Source organism: Falsihalocynthiibacter sp. SS001 (assembly GCF_042445055.1).
Classification (GTDB): Bacteria; Pseudomonadota; Alphaproteobacteria; order Rhodobacterales; family Rhodobacteraceae; genus Falsihalocynthiibacter.
Map to the genome: position 1 here is coordinate 45,430 of NZ_CP170340.1, position 21,428 is coordinate 66,857.

Here is a 21,428-nt window from a genome sequence, read left to right on the forward strand (position 1 = left end):
CGCAGTGTTGCAAAGGGAGCGCATCTTACCGCTTCTGAAATGGTATCCACGCCCGAGGCGGCGAAAAATTGCCGCACGTGCGCGGGGCGCGTGGACATCAGGCGAAACTTGGCCCAATTATGCGCGCATGAACACTCTGCGCCTTAAAAATATGACGGGTATGGTTCCCGCAGGCCGCTCCGCAAGATCCATCTAAAGGAATTACCAACATGATGAACCGTCGCAACTTTGTTGCTCTGAGCGCGGTAACTGGCCTTGCGGCTTGTATGACGCCTTCCGAACCCGTTACGCGGGTGGTTACGCCGCCTGCCCCGACCTTCCCGCCGCTGCCCGCTTTCTATGGCGCGCTCTATGACGAGCCCTTCCCCGTTCCGGCGGTGCGCGAAGGCGTTATTGATCCGAAATACTGGCGTCAAGAAATCACCAATCCGTGGCCGCAACACCCGCGTGGCACGATCATCATCGATCCAGATGCCGCCCTTCTCTATTTCATCCAAGGTCCCGAGACCGCGATGCGATATGGCGTGAGCGTGGGCGCCGCCGGTTTTGACTGGCAGGGCACCGCACGTCTTCAATTCCAGCGCAAATGGCCGCGTTGGAACGTGCCGCAAACCATGATTGATCGCCATCCCGAGTACGAACCCTATTCTGTGGCAAACGGCGGTATGGACGGCGGGCCAGGAAACCCACTTGGCGCGCGTGCGCTCTATTTGTTCCAGAATGGCGAGGATACGCTCTATCGCATTCACGGCGACGCAAGCGCGCTTGAATTGGGCAAGGCCGTATCCGCAGGCTGTATTCGTATGCTAAATCAAGATGTTATCGACCTTTACGAACGCACCGTGCATGGCGCGTCCGTGATCGTTATGCCCTCGATGAAGCCATCAGGCCTCGCCGCGCTTTACTGATCTTCGAAGTGGCCCCACTCGGCAAAAACACCGCCTTGGACCTGCTCGCCGAGGCGGGTCGGGTCGGGCTTTGGCTGCTCAAGAATTTCTGCGCGCCACGGTTCGGCGCTATCTTCGGGCTTCCATCCAAGGAAATCCGCGTGATCGTTTGACCACCACGAATCCGGATTATCCGACACCCCATAGACCATCGCCGCCCCCGTTTCAGGCGCATCGAATGTTGCAAAAATCAGACGCGCCATGTCGTTATGACTCATCCATGTGGCCAGCATTCGACGGTCTTTGGGCTGCTCGTTACAGGACCCGATGCGCACACTTACGCTCTGAACACCGAACTTGTACCAATAGAGCTTCGCCAGCAACTCGCCATAACATTTCGACAGGCCATAGAGCGTATCTGGCCGCATTTCGGCATCGCCGCCGAGCTTGGAGCTGCGCGGATGAAACCCCGTCACATGGTGCGAGGACGCAAACATAACACGCATGCCCCCTGCCTTGCGGGCGGCCTCAAAGATATTGTAGGTGCCGCGAATATTGGCGTCGAGGATCACATCGAATGTATTTTCCTTGGCACAGCCACCCAGATGAACGATGCCATCAACACCCTCCAACATCTTTGCGACATGGTCATAATCGGCCAGATCGCCCAGCATCACAGTCTCGCGCGGGGCGACGTCCTCCATCGGGCTGCGCGCGGAAAGCACAAGTTCGACCCCTGCGCGCTCTAACAATAGCGGCCTGAGCGCAGCGCCCATCCGACCATTCGCACCCGTTAGTAGCAGTTTCATTAGGCGGCTCCGTCCTGCGGAATGCCTGTCGCCTGAAACAGCGCATTGATATACCCGAAACAATAGGCAAACGCAGTCTCCCACGGTGCATTTCCGTCAATTCCGGGAACGTGGTCAGGCATGATCATATGGCGGTATCCCAACTCGTGATAGAGCTTGAATGACGCGACCATATCCATGTCGCCATCATCTGGGAAAGTTTCCTGAAAATCATTTAACCCCCCGCGAATATTACGGAAATGAACGTTAAAGATTTTGTTTCGCTCGCCAAACCAGCGGATCGCATCGCCAATTTCCTCGCGCGGGTTTACCATGCCTTCGGCAATCGTTCCCTGACAGAAGTTAAGACCGTGATAAGGACTTTCGTGCATTTGGACGAATTTCTTGAGCCCATCAACCGTCGCCAAAACCCTCGTCACACCGCGATACCCTTCGGGCGTGGGCGGATCATGCGGGTGACACGCCATGCGCACCTTGGCGGATTCCGCCACGGGAACCACTCGCTCAAGGAAATAATCAATCCGCGACCAAAATTCCTCTGCTGAAACCTCGCCCGCCTCGGTCAGGGTGTCGCCATCGGTAGCATCCGCAAGCCGCCAAGTGGAGTTGCGCGCCCCGCCACGGCCAATCGCGGGCTCAATCCGCGGGATTCCGATGATGTTCATGTTGTACTTGACCGCAGGCACACCCAGCACAGCCAGGCGTTCGATCAAACGACAGATCGAGTCGATCTCGCGGTCGCGCTCGGGGCTCTTGCCAAGCATGATGTTCTTGGAGCGATTTTCAGAGATCGGACGGCTCGCGAGCGGAAGCTGCACCATATCCAGCGAAAGCCCTGCCCGATCCAGCCGATCAATATGCCGCGCAAGGATGTCGTCGGTCCAATCATGCGGATTGCCCTCGGGATCAATGCACACATTGCGCACGCCAAGCTGCGCAAGCTGTTTAAGATAGGGATCGCCCAGCTCTGCGAACTTGCCTCCCGACATTTGAGTCCCGATGTGCATAGTGTTCCTCCTCGCATAAATTAATCATACACATATTGGAATCATCCATTGTTCGCAACTAAATTATTGCCGTTTATAGGGGTTTGCTGCTAAGATAAGTCATGCAAATTGGAATTTATAATGACAACCATTGATATCGGGCACGCGGACGGCCTTCGCAAAATCAAACTCACGGACCTACCGCATGACGGAAGCCTCACGGATTGGGCCACGGCCACGCTTTTGGCAACCATCCGCGACAACCAGCTAAAATCCGGTACCAAGCTCCCCACCGAGCAGGTCCTCTGCGAGGCGTTGGACGTAAGCCGCACAGTCGTCAGAGAAGCAATCGCGCGCCTCAAGGCCGAAGGGCGGCTGACCTCTCGGCGTGGGAGCGGTATCTTTGTGGCCGACCCGCCCCTAACGAACTCTCCCCTTCTTGGAACACCGCAAAACCTTGCGGAAATCCTTGATATGCTCGAATTGCGCCTCGCGGTTGAAGTAGAGGCGGCAAGCCTCGCCGCAAGCCGCATGACAGCGCAGGGGTTGATCGAGCTTGATAATGCGATGCGCGGATTCGAGGATTCAGTGGTGAACTGGCAGGGCGCTTCGGACGCGGATTTTGCGTTTCACACCGCGGTTGCGCGGGCCTCGGGCAATCCGCAATTCGTGCGTTTTCTTGAGGGAATCCGCGCAACGGCCATTCCACGTCGCAGCCTAGATGCGCAATTCCCCGACGCAGACGCCCGCACCGAATACTTGCGCCGTCTGACCCTTGAGCACGAAGCAATCCACGACGCCATTGTTGACCGCGATCCAGAGACCGCAGCCGCAACAATGCGCACCCACCTAGAGGGATCGCGCCGCCGTTATCGCCGCTGGTCCAGCCGCACAGAGAAAGTTTCGACCCCCGACCAAGGCAAATCAACCGCGTAAAGCTCCCCGCCAATTCCATCGACATTGGCGGTCGTGATGAACATCGTTTTGCGATCATTTCCGCCGAAAACAGGCTTGGTCGTTTTCGCAGCGGGAACCTCGACAACGGCATCCAGCGTCCCGTCAGGCAGGAACCGACACACGCGGCCACCGTCAATGGACGCAATCCAATAGCCACCGTCGATATCCATCGTTGCGCCATCGGGCCGCCCCGGCAGATCGTGGAAATCTATCCACGCTTCACGCGGGCCGATTGCCCCGCTCTCGACATCATAAGAACAGCGCCACACCGTCTGAACGCTTGGGTGGCTATCAGAGATATAAAGCGTTGATTGATCAGGAGAAATCGCCAGCCCATTCGGCACAAGCAATTCGTCGATCATTCCTTCCTTGCGCCCCAAACACCAAAGCTCCCCGTCAGGGTTCTCCGCATCGGGCGGCGTGCTCATTGAACCCGCGATAAATCGCCCTTTGGCATCAGTCGTGGCATCGTTCATGCGGTGATCGCGGCCTTGGAATTTCTCGTCCAACAGCCTATAGCCGCCCTCATCCGGCAAAAACGCAAACCCCTCGCCCGTCCCCGCAACGAGGCCACCATCGCTACTGGCAAGGCAGGCAACCACAGTATCAAAAGAGCGCACTTCTGAGGCACCAGTCGCGGGATCAATGCGGATCACTGTTTGGGCGGGCATATCGCAATACCACAAGGCCCCATTATGCCACACCGGCCCCTCGGCAAACGTGGCGCGTGGGGCGGATGTGGCCTTTGCCGTGAACGTCCTCATGCCGCCGTCGGCAGCGGTTTGGTGCGTCGCGACATATCCGGATGCGGCACAGAGGCGATCAACCGTTTCGTATAAGGCTGGGTTGGCGCGCTACAGATTTGCTCGGCGGATCCAACCTCGACAAGCTTGCCGCGCTCCATCACCGCGACCCGATCACAGAAGTAGCGAATACAGGTAATGTCATGGCTGATGAAAACATACGTCATGCCCATTTCCTCGCGCAGTTCCGCCATAAGATCAAGGATACGATGGCGCAGCGACACATCCAACGCCGATGTCGGCTCGTCGGCGATAACAAGGCGCGGATGCGTGGCAATCGCGCGCGCAATCGAAATCCGCTGTCGCTGACCACCCGAAAACGCATGGGGATAACGGCTGGCGGCGGATTGCGGCATCCCGACCCGCTCCAGCAACTCGGCAACGCGTTCGTCGCGCTCTTTTGCGCTTATGCCCGCGATTGTGCGTAGGGGTTCGGCGATGGTTTCGCGCACCGTCATCCGAGGATTGAGCGAGGAATGCGGGTCCTGAAACACCATGCGCATATCGCCATAGAGCCGCCGCATATCCGAACGCCGCGCCGCCGTGAGGTCAATCAAACCGCCCTCTGCGTTGCGGTACTGAAGCTGTCCTGCGGTGGGTTCCAGCATCCTGAGCATCGTGCGGCCAAGGGTCGTTTTCCCTGAACCGCTTTCACCCACAATCCCAAGGGACTCGCCCTGACGCACATCAAGCGTGACGCCATTAATCGCCCAAACGCCGCCGCCGTCTTTCTTAAACGCGCCTTTCTTCTGACCGAACACAAGATTCAGATTATTCACCTCATAAATGCGCGCGGCATTGGCATCGGGGCGCGTGCGCTCGGGGGGCGTTTCAAGCTTGAGAACAGAAGCCAGAAGCGCCTTGGTATAGTCCTCTTGCGGGCGCTGGAGCACGTCTTGCACCAACCCCTCCTCAACCTTGTGACCGCGATACATAACCATGACGCGATCCGCGATTTCGGCAACCACGCCCATGTCATGCGTGATGAAAAGAACCGCCATGCCGGTCTCGCGCTGAAGGTCCTCAATCAGGCGCAGAATCTCGGCCTGTGTGGTCACGTCAAGCGCGGTTGTTGGCTCGTCCGCAATGAGGATATCGGGATCACAGGCAAGCGCCATCGCGATCATCGCGCGTTGACGCATCCCGCCCGAATATTCAAACGCGTACCGATCTACGGCAACCTCGGGCGACGGAATCGCCACGCGGCCCAACAGTTCAATCGCCCGTTCGCGGGCCTCTGCTTTGCTCATGTCGCGGTGCAACAGGATCGTTTCGATGATCTGCGCGCCGATAGTGTGTACGGGCGAAAGCGAGGTCATCGGCTCCTGAAAAATCATCGCGATACGGTCGCCCCGAATGGCGCGGATTTCGGCACCCTTCGGGTCCACTTGCGTAAGATCGCGACCCTCGAATGTGATCTCGCCACTTGTGATGCGTCCCGGACTCTGGAGAAGGCGCAGAATGGCGCGCGCGGTGACGGACTTGCCCGACCCACTTTCGCCAACCACACAGAGCGTCTCGCCACGACGCAGTTCAAACGACAGTCCCTCAACCGCCTTTACGGTGGATTTATGGACGGGAAACTCTACGCTAAGATCGCGAATTGTCAGGACGGGTTTTACGGTATTATTCATGTCAGACATCCGAAATCACCTTAGGAATATGGGTCGGCCGCATCACGCAGACCATCGCCAAGAAAGTTGAGAGCAAGCACGGCCACCACCACGCAAATTCCCGGAATAAAGAGCCAAGGCGCCTGTGTAATCGCCAGCAGGTTCTGCGCATCCTTGAGCAGCACACCCCAGCTTACGATGGGTGGCTGAAGGCCGAGGCCAAGGAACGAAAGCGCCGTTTCCGCAAGGATCATCGTCGGGATCGCAAGGGTCACCGCCGCGATCACGTGGCTTGTGATAGAGGGCATCATATGGCGCAGGATCACCCGCATCTCGGATGCGCCATCCAAGCGCGCAGCGAGTACGAAATCCTCGTGCCGCAACGAAAGGAACCTACCCCGCACCACGCGCGCCATTTCCGTCCAGCCGATCAGCGAGAGGATAATCAAAATCACGAAATACACCCGAAGCGGTGGCCAGTCCTGCGGCATCGCGGCCGCCAATCCAAGCCAGAGCGGGATCGTCGGTACAGAGCGGATAAACTCGATTGTGCGCTGGATAACGCGGTCGGTCCAGCCGCCGAAGTATCCCGAAAGCCCGCCCAAAACCAAGCCAATCACAAGGCTAAAGATCACCCCGACAAGGCCAATCGACATCGAAATTCGCGCGCCATAGATCGTGCGGCTAAGCATATCGCGTCCCAGTCGATCAGCGCCAATAAGGTAAAACGGCTCTTTGGGATCAACCGGACCAAACAGGTGCCGATCCATCGGAATAAGCCCCCAAAGCTCGTAGGGCTCGCCCTTTACCCAGAACCCAAGCGGCACAACCTTCTCCTCATCGGGAACAAAGACGCGCTTGAATGTCTCCATGTCCACCTCGGAGGTGTATGGATGCACGTGCGGGCGGAAGCTCCCCTCGTCAAACAGGGCAATGGCCTGTGGTGGGGCAAAGCTGAGCTTGGGGTTAAACGCCGTCGGCGTCGTCGGCGCGAGGATCTCGGCAAAGAGTGCGACGAAATAGATAAACCCCGTCACCGTCAGGCCAATCATCGCAAGGCGATGCTTGCGGAATTTGTACCAGATAAGCCGCCACTGCGAGGCCGCAACAAGCGCGTCATCGCGGGTCTGGGCATCCAGAAGATCAAGGTTCGCCTCGTCCTGCGGAGTATTGGGGCCATCGTCGGGAAGGGTGCGTGCAGGTGAAGTCATGCGAATTGAATCCTTGGATCGATAACAGCAAGAAGAATGTCCGAAAGCAGCGTGCCAATCAGCACAAGCGCCCCCGTCATCAACAAAAATGCGCCCGCCAGATACATATCCTGACTCTTGAGCGCCTGAAGAAGCAGCGGCCCCGCCGTCGGTAGATTGAGCACCGTCGAGACGATAAGCTCCCCCGAAATCAGCGTAGGAAGCACCCAGCCAACGGTCGAAATGAACGGGTTGATCGCCACGCGAACGGGATATTTCGCGATAAGTTTGCGCTCTGGAACACCACGGGCGCGGGCGGCCTCGACGTAGGGTTTTCCAAGCTCGTCCAACAGGTTAGCGCGCATCACACGGATAAGCGCGGCCGTGCCCGCCGTCCCAAGGACAATCACGGGTATCCAAACATGGCTCAGAAAATCCCAGAGCCGCGCAAACGACCACGGCGCATCAACATACTCGGGTGAAAACAGCCCGCCCACGGATTGCCCCATGTGGATCGTCGCAAAATACATCAGTACAATCGCCAAGAGGAAATTCGGTGTCGCCATTCCGATAAAGCCGAAAAGCGTCGCCACATAATCCCCGATCGAATATTTGTTCACAGCGGAATAAACGCCCACCGGAAGCGCAACCGACCACACAAACAACAGCGTCAGAACCGCCACAAGCGAGGTCATCGCCATGCGTTCCCAAACAAGCTGGCTTACGGGTTGGTTCCATTCGAAACTATAGCCAAAATCACCCTGAACAATGCCGCCAATCCAGCGAAAGTATTGCTCGACCACGCTATCGCCGATGCCATACCGCTCGCGCAGAGTATCAAGCGTTGCCTGCTCCATTGTGTTGCCGGTTTCGGCCGCTTGGGCCGCGAGGGTTGATACAAAATCACCGGGCGGAAGTTGGATTACGATAAAAGTCAGCACCGAGATCGCAAGCAACGCAGGGATCATCGAGAGCACTCGAAACAGAATGAAGCGGGCCATGAGAGGTATTCCTTAGTGTTGATCCCGTCAGCGGGACCAATGGGTCTGGTTGCAGCACCGCACAATCGGGCGCGGTGCTGCGGTTTTCTTACTCTTGCTCAAAGAACCACTGTTCGGGGTTCGTCGGGCCGGGGTTCGGATAAATCCACGATGTCGCGGTACCCTCTGTGACGTTCATCAGGTTCTTGGCACGCACCGCGTATTGCTTGGGCGGTGTCGAGATACCCATGACAAAGAAGTTGTCCGCCGCGATGTCCAGAATCTCGTTGAACATACGTGTTTGCTCTGCTTGATCTGAGGTCATCTTGATCGCGTCATAGAGTTCGCGTTGCTTTTTGACGTTTGCTGGGGGCTCTTCGCCGCCGTTACCGTCAAACCAGTTCACCCAGTCCACACCAAAGGTCGACTCGCTTGAGAAGGGCAAGTAGTAGCGCGGATCAAGCAGTCCCTCGGCGCCGTTTCCGCCACCACCCCAGATCACGACATCATGCTCGTTGCCGTTTTTGACCTCGTAAAAACGTGTGCGATCAACGGTTTGCATACGTGCGTCAATCCCCAGCTCTTGCCAGTATTGCGTCACCAACTCCCCTAGATCCACAAACGATCCAAGCGCACTAACCGTCATGACATTGAACGTGATCGGATTGCCGTCGGCATTCAAACGCATCCCATTAGAGTCGCGCTTGTCATAGCCAAGCTCGTCCAACATCGCGTTCGCTTTCTCCACGTCATACTCAAGGTACTGCTTGTCCAGACGCTCGTTGTAATACGGCGAAGTTTCGGACGGACCGGGCTGTGACGGCTCTCCGAGACCGAGGTAGATGCTGTCGATAATCGCTTGGCGATCAATCCCGTGGCTCAGTGCCGCGCGGAACTCGAGATCGTCAAAGAAATCGCGCTTTACCGGATCGGTGCTTGTTTGGTTGAACGCAATAGAAACGTCCGATCCACGCTCTTGAACGCGCGGAACAATCACAATCCCCGCATCTTCTTGCGCGGCGGCAAGAACAGGGAGGTTGTCCGTTGTGGCGATGTGGCGTTGCTGGAACGTGGTCTCACCCGCAACAGCAGCCAAAAGCGCCGTTTGTTTATCCGCGTTAATCGAGAAGCGCGCTTCGTCGATATAGGGGAGCTGGTTCCCTTCGGCGTCAACTTTCCAATAATAAGGGTTACGCTTGAAGGTCACTTGCGTGGCACCAGAAACATAAGGCTCCTCGATCATGAACGCGTTGAGCGTTGGCATCTCTGGATTGCGCCAGCGCTGGATGTTTTCTTCGCCAACACCACACTGGTTAGTTAGGTGCTCGGCCCAATCTGCGGCATCCGCAGCAGCGGCAAGCGCCTCGGCCTCTTCGTTGAATTTGGGCATATACTTAGAGCAGTATTCCTTGCTCATGAGCACAAGTTTCGTCCCGAAGGGCGAAGCCACGTTTTGCAGGAAAAGCCCATTTGGCGCGGCGAAATCAATGCGCACTCGTGTGGGGCTCTCCACGGTTGCGGTCGGCAACTTGCCATCCGCCAGCATCCAGCCAGGGGCCGAAGGATACAGAGTCTCGTCCGTAAGGACATCATTCACCATAAAGGCGATATCCTGCGCGCCGAATGGCGTGCCGTCGGACCATTTCATGCCCTCGCGCAATACGAACGTAAACGACTTGGCGTCGTCACTGGCCTCAACGGATTTGGCAACATTCGGGATCAACTCGCCCGACCATTCACGATCCCACGCCAAGAGCGGCTCATACCCTGTGAACTTCAAGAGCATGTTACGATCGTTCCCGCCAACAAGCGCGGCGCGATGCGTTCCTCCATAAGTACCAATTTTATCAACAACTTCCAGAACGCGTGGCTCGGCACCTACGCGCTCGGCGACCGGTGGCAATGCACCGGATTCCACCGCCGCATCAAGCACGGGCGATTGCGCCGATGCCTGCGCCCATGCGGCCCCACCCATAAGGGCAAGCGTCGCGGTCGTTGCCGCAAGCCGCATTCCACGGTTGAGATTTAATCGAATCATAACTTCCTCCCTAAAGTTCAGTATTCGTATTATGTTGGACACTTTCATAATTAGTATGATAAATCAATTGCAATCTTCCAATCAATCTGCAATTAGTATTACAACATGAATATCAGCCCCGGAGAACACCATGTCACTCGACCCCGCCAACCTTAAATCCCGCATCGGTTCTGGATTGCTGTCTTTTCCTGTCACTGACTTTAAGGACGGGGAATTTGACCAGCAGAGTTATGCAAAACGCCTTGAATGGTTGGCCTCCTACCCCGCTGCGGGCCTATTCGCAGCAGGCGGCACAGGCGAGTTCTTCTCCTTGGGTTTAGATGAATACGAAACCGTCATTGAGACCGCCGTAAAGGGCACAGCAGGCAAAACACCTGTGATCGCGGGCACGGGTTACGGCACACGAATCGCATGCCAACTCGCCGAGAAAGCTGCCAACGCAGGGGCCGACGGCCTTCTTGTATTGCCCCACTATCTCACCGAGGCTCCGAATGACGGGATAGAGGCGCATCTTTCTGCGATCTGCGGCAGCACCGATTTGGGTGTGATTTATTATGCCCGCGCCAACAGCCGCCTTGGACCAGATGCTCTTGAACGGCTCGCGGCCAAGCACGAAAACCTCATCGGATACAAAGACGGCACGGGCGATTTGCAACAGATGGTTTCGATCGTCACCGCGCTCGAAGATCGCTTTACCTATATTGGCGGCCTGCCCACAGCCGAAATATTCGCGCAGGCCTATCTTGATCTAGGCGTCACAACTTATTCTTCTGCGGTCTTCAACTTTGTGCCAGAGCTTGCGATTACCTTCTACAACGCAATCCGCGCACGGGACGGCGCCACAATCAACAAGCTCTTGCGCGAATTCTATGTGCCGCTTGTGGCACTGCGGGACAAAAAGGCGGGGTATGCTGTCTCTATGATCAAGGCGGGCGCCGAGATCGTCGGCAAGCCCGCAGGTTCGGTGCGCACGCCTCTCTCGGACATGACGCCAGAGCACCGCGCAGAGCTTGAACGCCTCGTGCAACACGCCAAGACGCTCGTCGCCTAAAGGCGTGCGGTTATTCCTCCCTCGACATTAGCGCCTGTTTTTTCGTACACTTGCGCCAAGTGATCGATGTCTGAGGGAGATACCGCAATGAAAGTTCTAGCCTGTATGCTTGGGGCGACGCTTGCGCTCACCGCTTGTGCCGAAATTCAGGGCGCGCGCCCTGTGACCGTCGAGGGGCAACCTGCGGACTATCGGATGAGCGAAGTTCCCGAGGGGCTTCAGGCCATCGCCGCCCCCTATCAGGATCTGACAGAAGTGCGGATCAATGACGCGGATGGCTGCTATGTCTATCGCTATGCTGGCCCCGTCGAAACGACATTCCTACCGCTTCGCACCAGAGAGGGGCGCCCGATCTGCACCCGCTCTCCTGAAGTTTAACGGCGAAAACTAGCTCCGCGCGCCGAGCGCGTCCTCTGGTGGGTAGAGGTACGCGCGCACACCCGTCGACACAAACTCATAGAGATCATTGATGTGCGGCATTGCCATCCGCACGCAACCCGAGCTTGCCCGACCGCCAATTGACGAAGGGCTTGGTGTGCCGTGGATGCGCAAATAAGTGTCGCGGCTTCCGACATAGAGATAGAACGCGCGCGACCCCAACGGATTGGTCGGGCCGCCGTCCTGACCGTCTGCGTATTGCGCAAACAGTTGCGGATCGCGTTTGATCATCGCCGCGGTCGGCGTCCATGTGGGCCATTTTGCCTTACGGCGGATCGTGTAGGTGCCGGGCTCATAGAGGCTCCCGCGCGCAATCGCCACGCCATAGCGCATCGCCGATCCATCACTGCGGATATGGTAAATATAGCGCGCAACCGCATCGACGTGGATATCACCGGGCGTCAGGCCCGCGTTCGCTTCAACACGTTGCGGCAAAAAACGCGGATTGAACCCCCACGGATTGGATGTCGCTGGATCGTAATTGGGCGGCGTTACCTGTGCATCCCACATTGCCCATTTCGAAGGATCCGAAGTAGGAGCCGCCGAGAGAGCGCTTGGAATGGGTGCGGAAAATAACGCCCCAGAAGTGATCACGAAATGGCGTCTGGTCAACATTTGAATACGGTCCTTGTTCAATGAACGGTTATTAATTCACTCGGCCAAGATATATACTGTGGCTTCGGAGGTCCATTCACATGCGCATGAGCGCGTCAGATAAACTTCGAAAACACCATATTTTGTGATGGTCCGCCCCTCTTGGCACCAAAATCATAAACGAATCTGGCCACTTGCGAACTAGAACACTTGTATGCAAGAGTACCAGAGCAAGAAAACAGGAATCATCATGCCAGCCGATCATCCCGAAAAAGAGAGCGAGTCCGTCCGAACCTTGTTGGACATTGATCTGGATAAAACGCTCGATCGTTCCCGCCCCTTGGGAACGCAAATCTATGAGCAAATCAGGTTGGCGATTATTCTTGAGAAGCTAAAACCCAACGACCCCATCAGCGAAACAGAACTCAGCACCGCCTTCGGCGTGAGCCGCACCCCTGTTCGCGAGGCCTATCAACGTTTGATCGAGGACGGGTTGCTGCGCTCCAAGGCCAAGGCGGGCACGCTCGTCGCGCCGATTGATGACGCCCGCGTGCGCGAAGGGATTATTGTACGCCGCGCCCTAGAACGCGAAGTCGTCAAGATCATCGCGACAACCGATGTAAACCTGCGCGCGCTCGACAGTAACATCGCCCTTCAAAGCGTCGCCGTTTCCCATAACGACCACATCGAGTTTTTCCGTCAGGACGAGAATTTCCACGCCGCCCTTGCGGACCTTGCGATGCTGCCCTCTGCGTGGCGCTTGGCGCATTCGGTGAAATCCCACACAGACCGCGCGCGGATCATGCTCACGGGGAATCTTCCCAATCGGATCAACGTCGCATTCAACGAACACCTTGCCCTTGTCGATGCACTAAAGGCCCAAGACGCCGAACTCGCGCAGGCCCTTATTAGCAAGCACATCAACTCTGCTTTCGAAGCCGTCAACGCAGACATAGAGCACGCGAAACCTACGGAGAAATAAATGCCAAAGACGCCCGTCAAACTCGCAGTTATCGGCCTCGGGATGGCGGCCAAACCCCACCTCGCCGCGCTCAAAGAACTCGCAGGCAAAGTTGAGGTCGGCGGTGTCTTTGCCCGAAGCCCGGAAACAAGGCAGGTCGTCGCCGACACATGGGGCTGGCCCACATACGAAAGCCTCGACGATATCGCCAAGAGCGACGTCGATGGCGCCATTGTAATCACCCCGCCCCACGCGCGCGCCGAGATTGTCAAAACCCTCGCCAATGCGGGAAAAGCGATCTTGATGGAAAAACCCGTCGAACGGGATCTGGCGCGGGCAACCGAGATCGTGGAAATCTGCGAAAGTGCCAACGTCCCCCTTGGGATCGTTTTTCAAAACCGTTTCCGTGGCGGCGCGATTGCCCTTCGCGAGTTGATCGACAGCGGCAAGGCCGGCACGATCCGCAAGGTTCAGCTAAATCTGCCGTGGTGGCGCGATCAATCCTATTACGACGAACCGGGGCGTGGAACCTATGCGGGCGATGGCGGCGGCGTTCTAATCACACAGGCCATCCACTTTATGGATCTCATGCTCAGCCTGACAGGCCCCGTTGCCAAGGTCAGCGCCCTAACGGGAACCACCGCATTTCACCAGATGGAGGCCGAGGATTTCGCCAACGCTGGAATGGTCTTCGCCAACGGTGCATTCGGCGCCCTCACGGCCACAACCGCAAGCTTCCCCGGCGCCGCCGAAACGCTCGAAATTGATTGCGACCATGCCTCTGTGCGCCTCTTGGCCGGAGAACTGACAATCCACTGGCGCGACGGGCGCACCGAAACCATCGGCGAACTCACCAAGAGCGGCGGCGGCAGCGATCCGATGGATTTCCCATGTGACTGGCACCGCGACCTGATCGCCGATTTCGCCGCATCCCTACGCGAGGGACGCGCCCCAATGATCACAGGCCGCGAAGCCCTACGCGTCCACCGCCTTATCCAAGCGATTGAAAAATCGGCCAAAACAGAGAAACAAGTGACCGTGGAGACTGACGAATGACCCTGAAATTCGCAGCACTGGGGCTGGACCACCGCCACATCTATGGCATGGCGCAAGGGATGATCGATGTCGGATGCGAATTCGCGAGTTTCTGGAGCGAAAGAGAGCCGCAACCCTATGCGGGCTTTGTAAAACGCTTCCCCGATGTGCCGCGCGTGGATGATATTCAGCGGATACTGGAGGATGAAAGCATCCAACTCGTGCTGATTGCTTGCCCTCCGGCCGAGCGCGCGCGGCTTTCGCTCTTGGCGATGTCACACGGCAAGGACGTGATGCTCGACAAGCCCGGCTGCCTGACGCACGCCGAACTCGCCGAGATCGAAGCCAAAATCGCCGAGACAAGCCGCATCTGGTCGGTGAATTTCTCTGAGCGGTTCGAAGTCCCCGCCGTAACCCTCTCCGACAAGCTCTTGGCCGAGGGGCGCATCGGGCGCGTCGTGCATCTGATGTCCCAAGGGCCGCATCGGCTTAACGAGCAAATGCGACCAGACTGGTTCTGGAAAACCGAAGAGTACGGAGGGATTCTGGGCGATATCGGCACGCATCAAATCGACCAGTTCCTGCACTTCTCGGGCGCAAAAACAGCCGAAATCACCCACGCAACCGTTGGTAACCTCAACACGCCACAACACCCCGACTTTCAGGATTTCGGCGAAATGAACCTCTCGTCCGGCGATGTTCAGGGCTATGTGCGGCTTGACTGGTTCACCCCCGATGCCGCACCAAACTGGGGCGATGGACGCCTTACAATCCTTGGAACCGAAGGGTTCATCGAGCTGCGCAAATATATGGATATCGGCGGCCAAGAGGGCACCGATCATGTGTTCCTTGTGAACGGCACGACCTGTGAACGCTTTGACGCCACCGATGCTGGCACCCCCTATTTCGAGCGCCTCAAGTCCGACATCGACAACCGAACAGAAACAAGCTGCCCACAGCAGCACACGCTAACCGTTATGCGGCTCGCAATTGAGGCTCAAGCCAAGGCAACACGAATTGGAAAACAGGCGAAATAAGTAATCAAACTTTGGGAGGAAAGAATGACTATCAAGACACTATTAATGGGCGCTATCGCATCCATGGTTGTGGCCTCGCCCGCATTGGCAGAATGGCCAGAAAAACCGTTACAACTCATCGTGCCTTGGGGCGCTGGTGGTGCAACCGATCAGGTCACGCGGGTCGTGGCGGCCGAGCTTGAGGAGGCTCTCGGTCAAAGCGTTGTCGTCATCAACCAGCCGGGCGCGTCGGGTTCCATCGGCTCGCAGGCCGCATGGGACGCGCCGCATGACGGCTACACATGGACCGCAGGTGCCGCGAAGGACTTAGGCACATATGGCGTCACGGGCAAAATGGACACCTCGATCAAGGATTGGGATCTCTATCTTAACTCGGCTCTGGCAAGCGTGATCGCTGTGCCCGCAAATTCCGAAATTGACAACATGGCGGAATTTGTTGAGGCCCTCAAAGCAGGTGGCCTCAAGGTTGGCACATCTGGCGTGAACTCGGCGGGGCACTCTGCGATTGAAGCACTCTCAAACGCGATCGGCGGCTCTTATGTCCACGCGGGTTACGATGGCGGCGCGAATGCGGTGCTCTCGACGGTTTCGGGCGAAACTGACGTCACAACACAGTTGATCTCCGAGCAAATCGACATGCTTCGCGGCGGCAAACTCAAACCAATCGCGATCCTCTCGGATGCCGCGGTGGATGTGCCGGGCGTAGGCGAAATCGCTTCGGTAACGGATACACTTTCCGATTTCCCCGTTGCGCCGATCTACTTCGGGATCTTTGGACCAGCGGATGTGCCAGAAGAAGTCAGCGACAAAATGACAGCCGTCTGGAATGACACAATCGCCAACTCGGAAGCACTCGCTGAGTATACCGAGGGCCGCGGCTCGATCATGACGGTCTTCTCGGGTGACGAAGCACAGGCCAAAGTCTGGCCTTCGATCCAGTTAAACGCGTGGCTTCTTCATGACGGTGGTCAATCCGCCGTTAGCCCCGATGAACTGGACATTCCACGTCCATAACCTAGCGCGGCTGCCCTCCGGGGCAGCCAAACAACCATAGGCTAAATCGTGACTAATAACGCACTCGACCGCATCACTGGCGTGTTCTTTATTTTCTTGGGCGGACTTGTGGCCTTGGGCGCATGGCTCATGCCGCGCTTTGAAAATCAGGGCGCCGAAATCTATCAGGCACCGGGACTTACGCCGGGGTTTCTTGGCATCGGGCTTGCGGTTTGCGGCCTTATCCTTGCGGTGCGTTCCGCGCGCGACGACGCCAACGATAAAACCTACTGGGAGGCCACATTCGGCAATCCTGTTCATCGCAAGCGCATCCTTGCCGCGCTCGCTTTGACGCTCTCCTATGGCGCACTTCTATTCGGAACGGTGCCCTATGTGATTGCAACATTCCTTTTCGTCTTTGCCTTTGTCGTGACGTTCGAACGGATCTTAATCCCGCATGGCACCACGCCGAAAATACCGCTTTGGGGCTCGCTTACGATTGCTGCTGCTCTTGCCGCCGCCACCAGCTTTGGCACCTATTTCATTTTCAAGACGCTCTTTCTCGTCCAGCTTCCGTGATCTGACATGCCTGATTTCCACGCGATCCTAAACGCCTTCCTCCTCGCCCTCACGCCCGAGTTCTTTATCATCACGGTTTGGGCAACCACGCTTGGGATCATCATTGGGATGATGCCGGGGCTAACGGCCACCATGGGGCTTGCGCTATTGACGACGCTCACGTTCCAGATGGAGAGCTTTCAGGCGATAACCGCCCTGCTTGGCCTCTATGTCGGCGCGATTTATGGCGGAAGCCGCACAGCGATTATCCTGAATATGCCCGGCACGCCCGCAAGCGCGGCGACCTCGCTTGATGGCTACCCCCTCGCAAGGCAATCGCGCGGACGCGAAGCGTTGGGGCTTGCGACCATCGGCTCACTTCTCGGCACACTGGTTGGCGTTACGCTTTTGCTCTTCACGGCCCCTGTTCTTGCGGACTACGCGCTCAATTTCGGCTCTTACGAATTTTTCTGGCTCGCGCTTTTTGGCATTGTTGTCTCTGGCCGCCTTACGGCCCCCGATGATCCGATCAAAGGGTGGATTGCGGGGTTCCTCGGGCTTATTCTTGCGATGGTCGGACAGGAACAGGTTTTCGCGTATCCTCGTTATTCCTATGGCGTACAAGACCTTACGGGCGGCATAAGCCTTATCCCCGCAATGGTCGGCGCGTTTGGATTTGTGGAGATCCTCTCAAGCATTTCCGACTCTAAGACGCCCGAGATAGCCAAGAACAAAGGTCGCCTCCTCCCCCATGGTCGCGACATCTTAAAAAATGCGGGCACGATTGGCCGCTCGGGCGTGGCGGGCACGCTCATGGGGCTCATACCCGGCGTCGGCGAAGACATCGGCGCGTGGGTTTCCTATGCCATTGCCAAGCGCCTAAGCCGCGCTAAGGAACTCTTTGGCAAAGGGTCCACCGAAGGGCTGATCGCTGCTGAAACAGGTAACTCGGCGGCCGTTCCCGGCGCGATCATTCCCGTGCTTACCCTCGCGATTCCGGGGTCTGCGCCCTCTGCTGTTCTACTCGCGGCGCTGGTGGTGCATGGGGTTCAACCCGGCCCGCTTATTATGCTTACGAGCGCCGACATGGTCTATGGAGTGGTAGCCGCCATTACGCTTTCGGCCATTGTGATGACTGTGGTGGGCGTGCTTTTGACGACACCGCTACTGATGATGTTGCGCATCCCGCGCGAGCGGCTCTTGCCGATCATCTTTGTGCTCTGCGTCGTTGGCTCGTTCGCCATCGCATCGCGGCCCTTTGATATCTGGACGATGCTGGCGTTCGGGGTGCTCGGATTTGTGCTGCGGCAAATGAAATTCCCGATGGCGCCGCTTGTGCTTGGGTTGGTGCTTGGGGAAATCCTCGACAAAAATTTCCGCCGAGGATTGATACTTTCAGAAGGGTCAATCGAACCCTTCTTTACGCGCCCCGTCAGCGCCGTACTCGCATTTGCCACACTTCTGAGCATTTTCATGCTCGTGCTTCCGTGGCTAAAACGGGCACGGCGCGAGGTTTAGTTACTGCGCGGGCACCATGCGTAGGACGCTTAGGCCGGCTTCGTTGGTCAGGGACATTCCGTGTTCATTGACCTCAAAGCCCGTAACCTCGCCCATTGCCGCAACGAGATCCTTCTCGAGCTTGTCGTATGGCGGGATACAGGCCTTCATCGTAGAGGCCATATTGTCGGGGAATGAGAACGTTCCCTCGCCCACTTCGGCAATGCCGACGAAGGAATTGCATCCGCTGTTCATCGAAAACTCACCATTCATCGAGAACGTCAGCGTCGGGTTTTTCTCGACAGCAAGCAAGCGACCTTTCACATCGGTCACGGTCCAGCTGCTTCCAGCAAAGGCGGGCGTGTCCGCGCTTACGTTTTGAACGGGCATACGATCAACCATAACCTCAACCTCGTTTGACGCATCATAGGTTAGCACCGGATAGGCCGTCGTTGAACGATACATCGCCTCGCCGTCCACTTCGATCACGGCACTGACCGTATAGCGAAAGCGTTCGTCAATCATCGCATCGTCATAGTCCAGCTCGAACTCGAACGGGACTTTGTCCATTGCATAGCGCTTGGTGGAAATCTGTACCGAAGGGGCATCCGCACGCGAAGTATCCAACAGTTGAACGTGCAACTGGGCCTCTGGCGGAAGGGCGCGGCGCTCAAGATACGCAACCGTCCCCGTGACGCTCCCCGCGACGGCCACCGTTGTGGTCGCTGCAAAAACCGAAAGTGTAATACAAGAAGCGGCAAGGCGATTGGTCATGATAGAGTTCCTTAAATTATCGTAACACCTACAATCTAGGCGCTTTTCCCACGCTTTCAACGAATTCCACACCACGTCGGCGCAAACTCGCCGCCACGGATTAATTCGATCAAGGAAAAATTTGCGGGCAATACTTGACAAAAATAATAGGATAATGGAAAAGCCCCCTAACCCGCAAGCTCCCTTCTCGGTAGCCAGCACGAATTGGAAACCGAGGAAACGATATGATCGAACGCAATGGGCGCGTGGCCCTTGTGGCCGTTTTGGCCACCCTTCCCACATCCGTAACACCCGCATGGTCGCAAGACATCACCGATGAAGGCGAGTTTATCGGCACCGTCGTATTGGGCGAGAGCCGCCGCGGCGTCATCACCAACACGGCAACGGCAACGACTGAACTAAACCAAGAAGAACTGGACGAGCGCCAAGCCTCTACCCTCTCGCAGCTCCTGGATACCGTGCCGGGCGTCACCATCGTGAACGGCTCGACCCCCCAAGGATCCGCGATCAACATTCGCGGCCTCGGCTCTCAGGCGGGTTCTTACGGCAGTGACGGGATGGTCTCGGTTGTGATTGACGGCGTGCAAAAGGGCCAAGAGGAAATCTATCGCTCGGGCGGGCTTTTGACGATGGAGCCTGAACTCTTCAAGCAGGTCAAAGTCACCCGTGGCCCCGGCGATGGCTTCCGTTATTCCTCTGGCGCGATTGGCGGCACGATTGAGGCCGAGACCAAAGACGCCGCCGATTTCCTGATCGACGGCGACACCTTCGCCTTCCGTCAGAAGTTCGGATACGAGAGCAACGGCGACGGATTCCTGACCACCTCGATCCTTGCGTGGGCGCCTGATGACAAGCTCGACGTCATCGCATTCGGTGGCTATCGCTCGAACGGGAACCGCACCGACGGCAGCGGCGTTGAACAGGCCGACACCGCGTTCAATCTTCCGTCTGGTTTGCTCAAGGCCGAGTATAAATTCAGCGACGAACTCACACTTAGCGGCTCGATTTCCTATACCGAGAACGACGAGAAAGACGTCTCTTATGATGCCTTCTCCGCCGCGCCGTTCTGGGGGGTCGTGGATCGCTATACCAAAGACACAACAGCATATGCCGCTCTGAACTATAACCCGTTGGACAATGATCTCATTGATCTGACCGCGAAATTTATCTTCTCGGACGAGCAGATAAACCTCTCCTCTGCCAACATCAGCAGCGATCTGTATAACTCCGACCACCACACTACGCGCACCGCGTTCCTTGTGGAAAACTACGCAAGTTTCGCTTCGGGCGGCATCGACCACTATGTGACAACAGGTATCGAAATCGGACGTCGCGAGCGCTCAAGCCTTACGGATACAGGCTATAACTCTGTTTTGGCTCCGGGCGGGACGGATGATTATGTGGCGTTCTATGCGACCGACGAAATGACAATCGGCGCGCTGACCATTACGCCGCAAATGCGTTACGAAACCCAGAACCTGACGTCCGACAACAACCTGACTACCGCGGACGGCACCGAATACAGCACGGATTCGGTTGTTGGTGGAATCTCGGCTTTCTATCAGCTTAACGATAATTTCGCCGTCTTCGGGACTGCGGCCTATAACGAAAACATGCCGCTTTTGGATGACCTGTCGAACCCGCTGTTCATCACCCAAACCGAAAAAGGCGTGACCTATGAGGCCGGTGTTTCCTACGACGGCTTTGGCGTCTTTGCCGCGAATGATGCGCTGAAATTCAAGATCACAGGCTTTAACACACGCATCTGGGACGGTACGACATACCAATTCGTCGATCAGACGAACCTGCACGGTGTCGAGCTTGAGATGGCCTATGTGAACCCCGCGTTCTATGCCGATTTCAACGCATCGCGCACACGTGGCACGATCAACGACACAAGCGATTACTTCAACTACGCCCCCGCCGACCGCGCGATCCTGACGCTCGGGAAACGTTTCGCCGAGGATCAAATCGACCTCAGCACAGAGATCGTTCACGGCTGGGCGAATGATCGCACCTCCTCCACCGTTGGCGCAACAGCCCCAAGCGACAGCTTTACCGCCGTTGGGTTCGCCGCGAGCTATATCCCGAATTCGGGCTTTGCCAAAGACGTGGAATTCCGCGCGACAGTCGAGAACGCATTCAACGAAACCTACCGCCCGTACCTCTCAACGCGCAACGCTATCGGGCGCAACTTCAAGCTCTCCGTCAGCAAAGTATTCTAATC

20 protein-coding genes are annotated in these 21,428 nt (G+C 57.0%); 11 read left to right on the plus strand and 9 right to left on the minus strand.

Annotation, left to right across the window (positions count from 1 at the left end):
* Window positions 1-209: 209 nt before the first annotated feature.
* Window positions 210-908, plus strand: a complete 699-nt coding sequence (locus ACFE33_RS15385) for a L,D-transpeptidase (RefSeq protein WP_380058773.1) — start codon at window positions 210-212, stop codon at window positions 906-908.
* Here the strand turns inward: ACFE33_RS15385 and ACFE33_RS15390 are convergent.
* Window positions 902-1,696 (minus strand): NAD-dependent epimerase/dehydratase family protein, encoded by a 795-nt coding sequence (locus ACFE33_RS15390; protein WP_380058774.1) that lies wholly within the window; start codon window positions 1,694-1,696, stop codon window positions 902-904. The genes ACFE33_RS15385 and ACFE33_RS15390 overlap by 7 nt on opposite strands.
* Window positions 1,696-2,703, minus strand: a complete 1,008-nt coding sequence (locus tag ACFE33_RS15395) for a mannonate dehydratase (protein WP_380058776.1) — start codon at window positions 2,701-2,703, stop codon at window positions 1,696-1,698. Before ACFE33_RS15395 ends, ACFE33_RS15390 begins: the two co-directional genes overlap by 1 nt.
* Before the next feature lie 120 nt (window positions 2,704-2,823).
* On the opposite strand from ACFE33_RS15395, the gene ACFE33_RS15400 reads away from it, so the two are divergent.
* A complete protein-coding gene (locus tag ACFE33_RS15400; protein ID WP_380058777.1) occupies window positions 2,824-3,618 on the plus strand; it encodes a FadR/GntR family transcriptional regulator in 795 nt (264 codons plus the stop codon).
* Here ACFE33_RS15400 and ACFE33_RS15405 read toward each other — a convergent pair.
* From ACFE33_RS15405 to ACFE33_RS15425, 5 genes are all read right to left on the minus strand, one after another.
* Complete coding sequence (locus ACFE33_RS15405) at window positions 3,552-4,310, minus strand: SMP-30/gluconolactonase/LRE family protein (RefSeq protein ID WP_380058779.1); 759 nt, start codon at window positions 4,308-4,310, stop codon at window positions 3,552-3,554. The two genes, ACFE33_RS15400 and ACFE33_RS15405, sit on opposite strands and share 67 nt — an antisense overlap.
* An 89-nt stretch (window positions 4,311-4,399) precedes the next feature.
* Window positions 4,400-6,085 carry an ABC transporter ATP-binding protein gene (locus ACFE33_RS15410; RefSeq protein ID WP_380058781.1) on the minus strand — a complete coding sequence of 562 codons (1,686 nt, stop codon included), beginning with the start codon at window positions 6,083-6,085 and terminating at the stop codon, window positions 4,400-4,402.
* Between the two features lie 11 nt (window positions 6,086-6,096).
* Complete coding sequence (locus ACFE33_RS15415) at window positions 6,097-7,266, minus strand: ABC transporter permease (RefSeq protein WP_380058783.1); 1,170 nt, start codon at window positions 7,264-7,266, stop codon at window positions 6,097-6,099.
* Window positions 7,263-8,246 (minus strand): ABC transporter permease, encoded by a 984-nt coding sequence (locus tag ACFE33_RS15420; protein ID WP_380058785.1) that lies wholly within the window; start codon window positions 8,244-8,246, stop codon window positions 7,263-7,265. Before ACFE33_RS15420 ends, ACFE33_RS15415 begins: the two co-directional genes overlap by 4 nt.
* A gap of 88 nt (window positions 8,247-8,334) precedes the next feature.
* Window positions 8,335-10,263 (minus strand): ABC transporter substrate-binding protein, encoded by a 1,929-nt coding sequence (locus ACFE33_RS15425; RefSeq protein WP_380058786.1) that lies wholly within the window; start codon window positions 10,261-10,263, stop codon window positions 8,335-8,337.
* 130 nt (window positions 10,264-10,393) lie between these two features.
* Between ACFE33_RS15425 and kdgD the strand changes: the two genes are divergently transcribed.
* Entirely contained in the window at window positions 10,394-11,314 is a 921-nt protein-coding gene (gene kdgD, locus ACFE33_RS15430) for a 5-dehydro-4-deoxyglucarate dehydratase (RefSeq protein WP_380058788.1), read from the plus strand.
* Between the two features lie 87 nt (window positions 11,315-11,401).
* On the plus strand, window positions 11,402-11,692 hold the full coding sequence (locus tag ACFE33_RS15435; RefSeq protein WP_380058790.1) for a hypothetical protein: 291 nt from the start codon (window positions 11,402-11,404) through the stop codon (window positions 11,690-11,692).
* Window positions 11,693-11,701: 9 nt separating this feature from the next.
* Here the strand turns inward: ACFE33_RS15435 and ACFE33_RS15440 are convergent, their stop codons facing one another.
* Window positions 11,702-12,367 (minus strand): L,D-transpeptidase, encoded by a 666-nt coding sequence (locus tag ACFE33_RS15440; protein ID WP_380058792.1) that lies wholly within the window; start codon window positions 12,365-12,367, stop codon window positions 11,702-11,704.
* A 229-nt stretch (window positions 12,368-12,596) separates the two neighbouring features.
* Here ACFE33_RS15440 and ACFE33_RS15445 point away from each other — a divergent pair, with 229 nt between their 5' ends.
* The 6 genes from ACFE33_RS15445 to ACFE33_RS15470 are packed head-to-tail and all read left to right on the plus strand — an operon-like array spanning window position 12,597 to window position 18,448.
* Entirely contained in the window at window positions 12,597-13,328 is a 732-nt protein-coding gene (locus tag ACFE33_RS15445) for a GntR family transcriptional regulator (RefSeq protein ID WP_380058794.1), read from the plus strand.
* Window positions 13,329-14,363, plus strand: a complete 1,035-nt coding sequence (locus ACFE33_RS15450) for a Gfo/Idh/MocA family protein (protein ID WP_380058796.1) — start codon at window positions 13,329-13,331, stop codon at window positions 14,361-14,363.
* Entirely contained in the window at window positions 14,360-15,379 is a 1,020-nt protein-coding gene (locus tag ACFE33_RS15455; RefSeq protein ID WP_380058798.1) for a Gfo/Idh/MocA family protein, read from the plus strand. The genes ACFE33_RS15450 and ACFE33_RS15455 overlap by 4 nt, the downstream gene beginning before the upstream one ends.
* A gap of 24 nt (window positions 15,380-15,403) precedes the next feature.
* The gene (locus ACFE33_RS15460) at window positions 15,404-16,393 is read left to right on the plus strand and encodes a Bug family tripartite tricarboxylate transporter substrate binding protein (RefSeq protein WP_380058799.1); all 990 of its coding nucleotides are present in this window, start codon (window positions 15,404-15,406) and stop codon (window positions 16,391-16,393) included.
* A gap of 48 nt (window positions 16,394-16,441) precedes the next feature.
* Complete coding sequence (locus ACFE33_RS15465; protein WP_380058801.1) at window positions 16,442-16,951, plus strand: tripartite tricarboxylate transporter TctB family protein; 510 nt, start codon at window positions 16,442-16,444, stop codon at window positions 16,949-16,951.
* 6 nt (window positions 16,952-16,957) lie between these two features.
* Window positions 16,958-18,448: a tripartite tricarboxylate transporter permease gene (locus ACFE33_RS15470; RefSeq protein WP_380058803.1), complete on the plus strand. Its 1,491-nt coding sequence runs from the start codon at window positions 16,958-16,960 to the stop codon at window positions 18,446-18,448.
* Here ACFE33_RS15470 and ACFE33_RS15475 read toward each other — a convergent pair whose 3' ends face one another.
* Window positions 18,449-19,201, minus strand: coding sequence for a YbaY family lipoprotein (locus ACFE33_RS15475; protein ID WP_380058804.1), 753 nt, complete (start codon window positions 19,199-19,201; stop codon window positions 18,449-18,451). It abuts the gene before it with no gap.
* A 224-nt stretch (window positions 19,202-19,425) separates the two neighbouring features.
* Between ACFE33_RS15475 and ACFE33_RS15480 the strand changes: the two genes are divergently transcribed.
* Window positions 19,426-21,426, plus strand: coding sequence for a TonB-dependent receptor domain-containing protein (locus ACFE33_RS15480; RefSeq protein ID WP_380058806.1), 2,001 nt, complete (start codon window positions 19,426-19,428; stop codon window positions 21,424-21,426).
* Window positions 21,427-21,428: the final 2 nt, after the last annotated feature.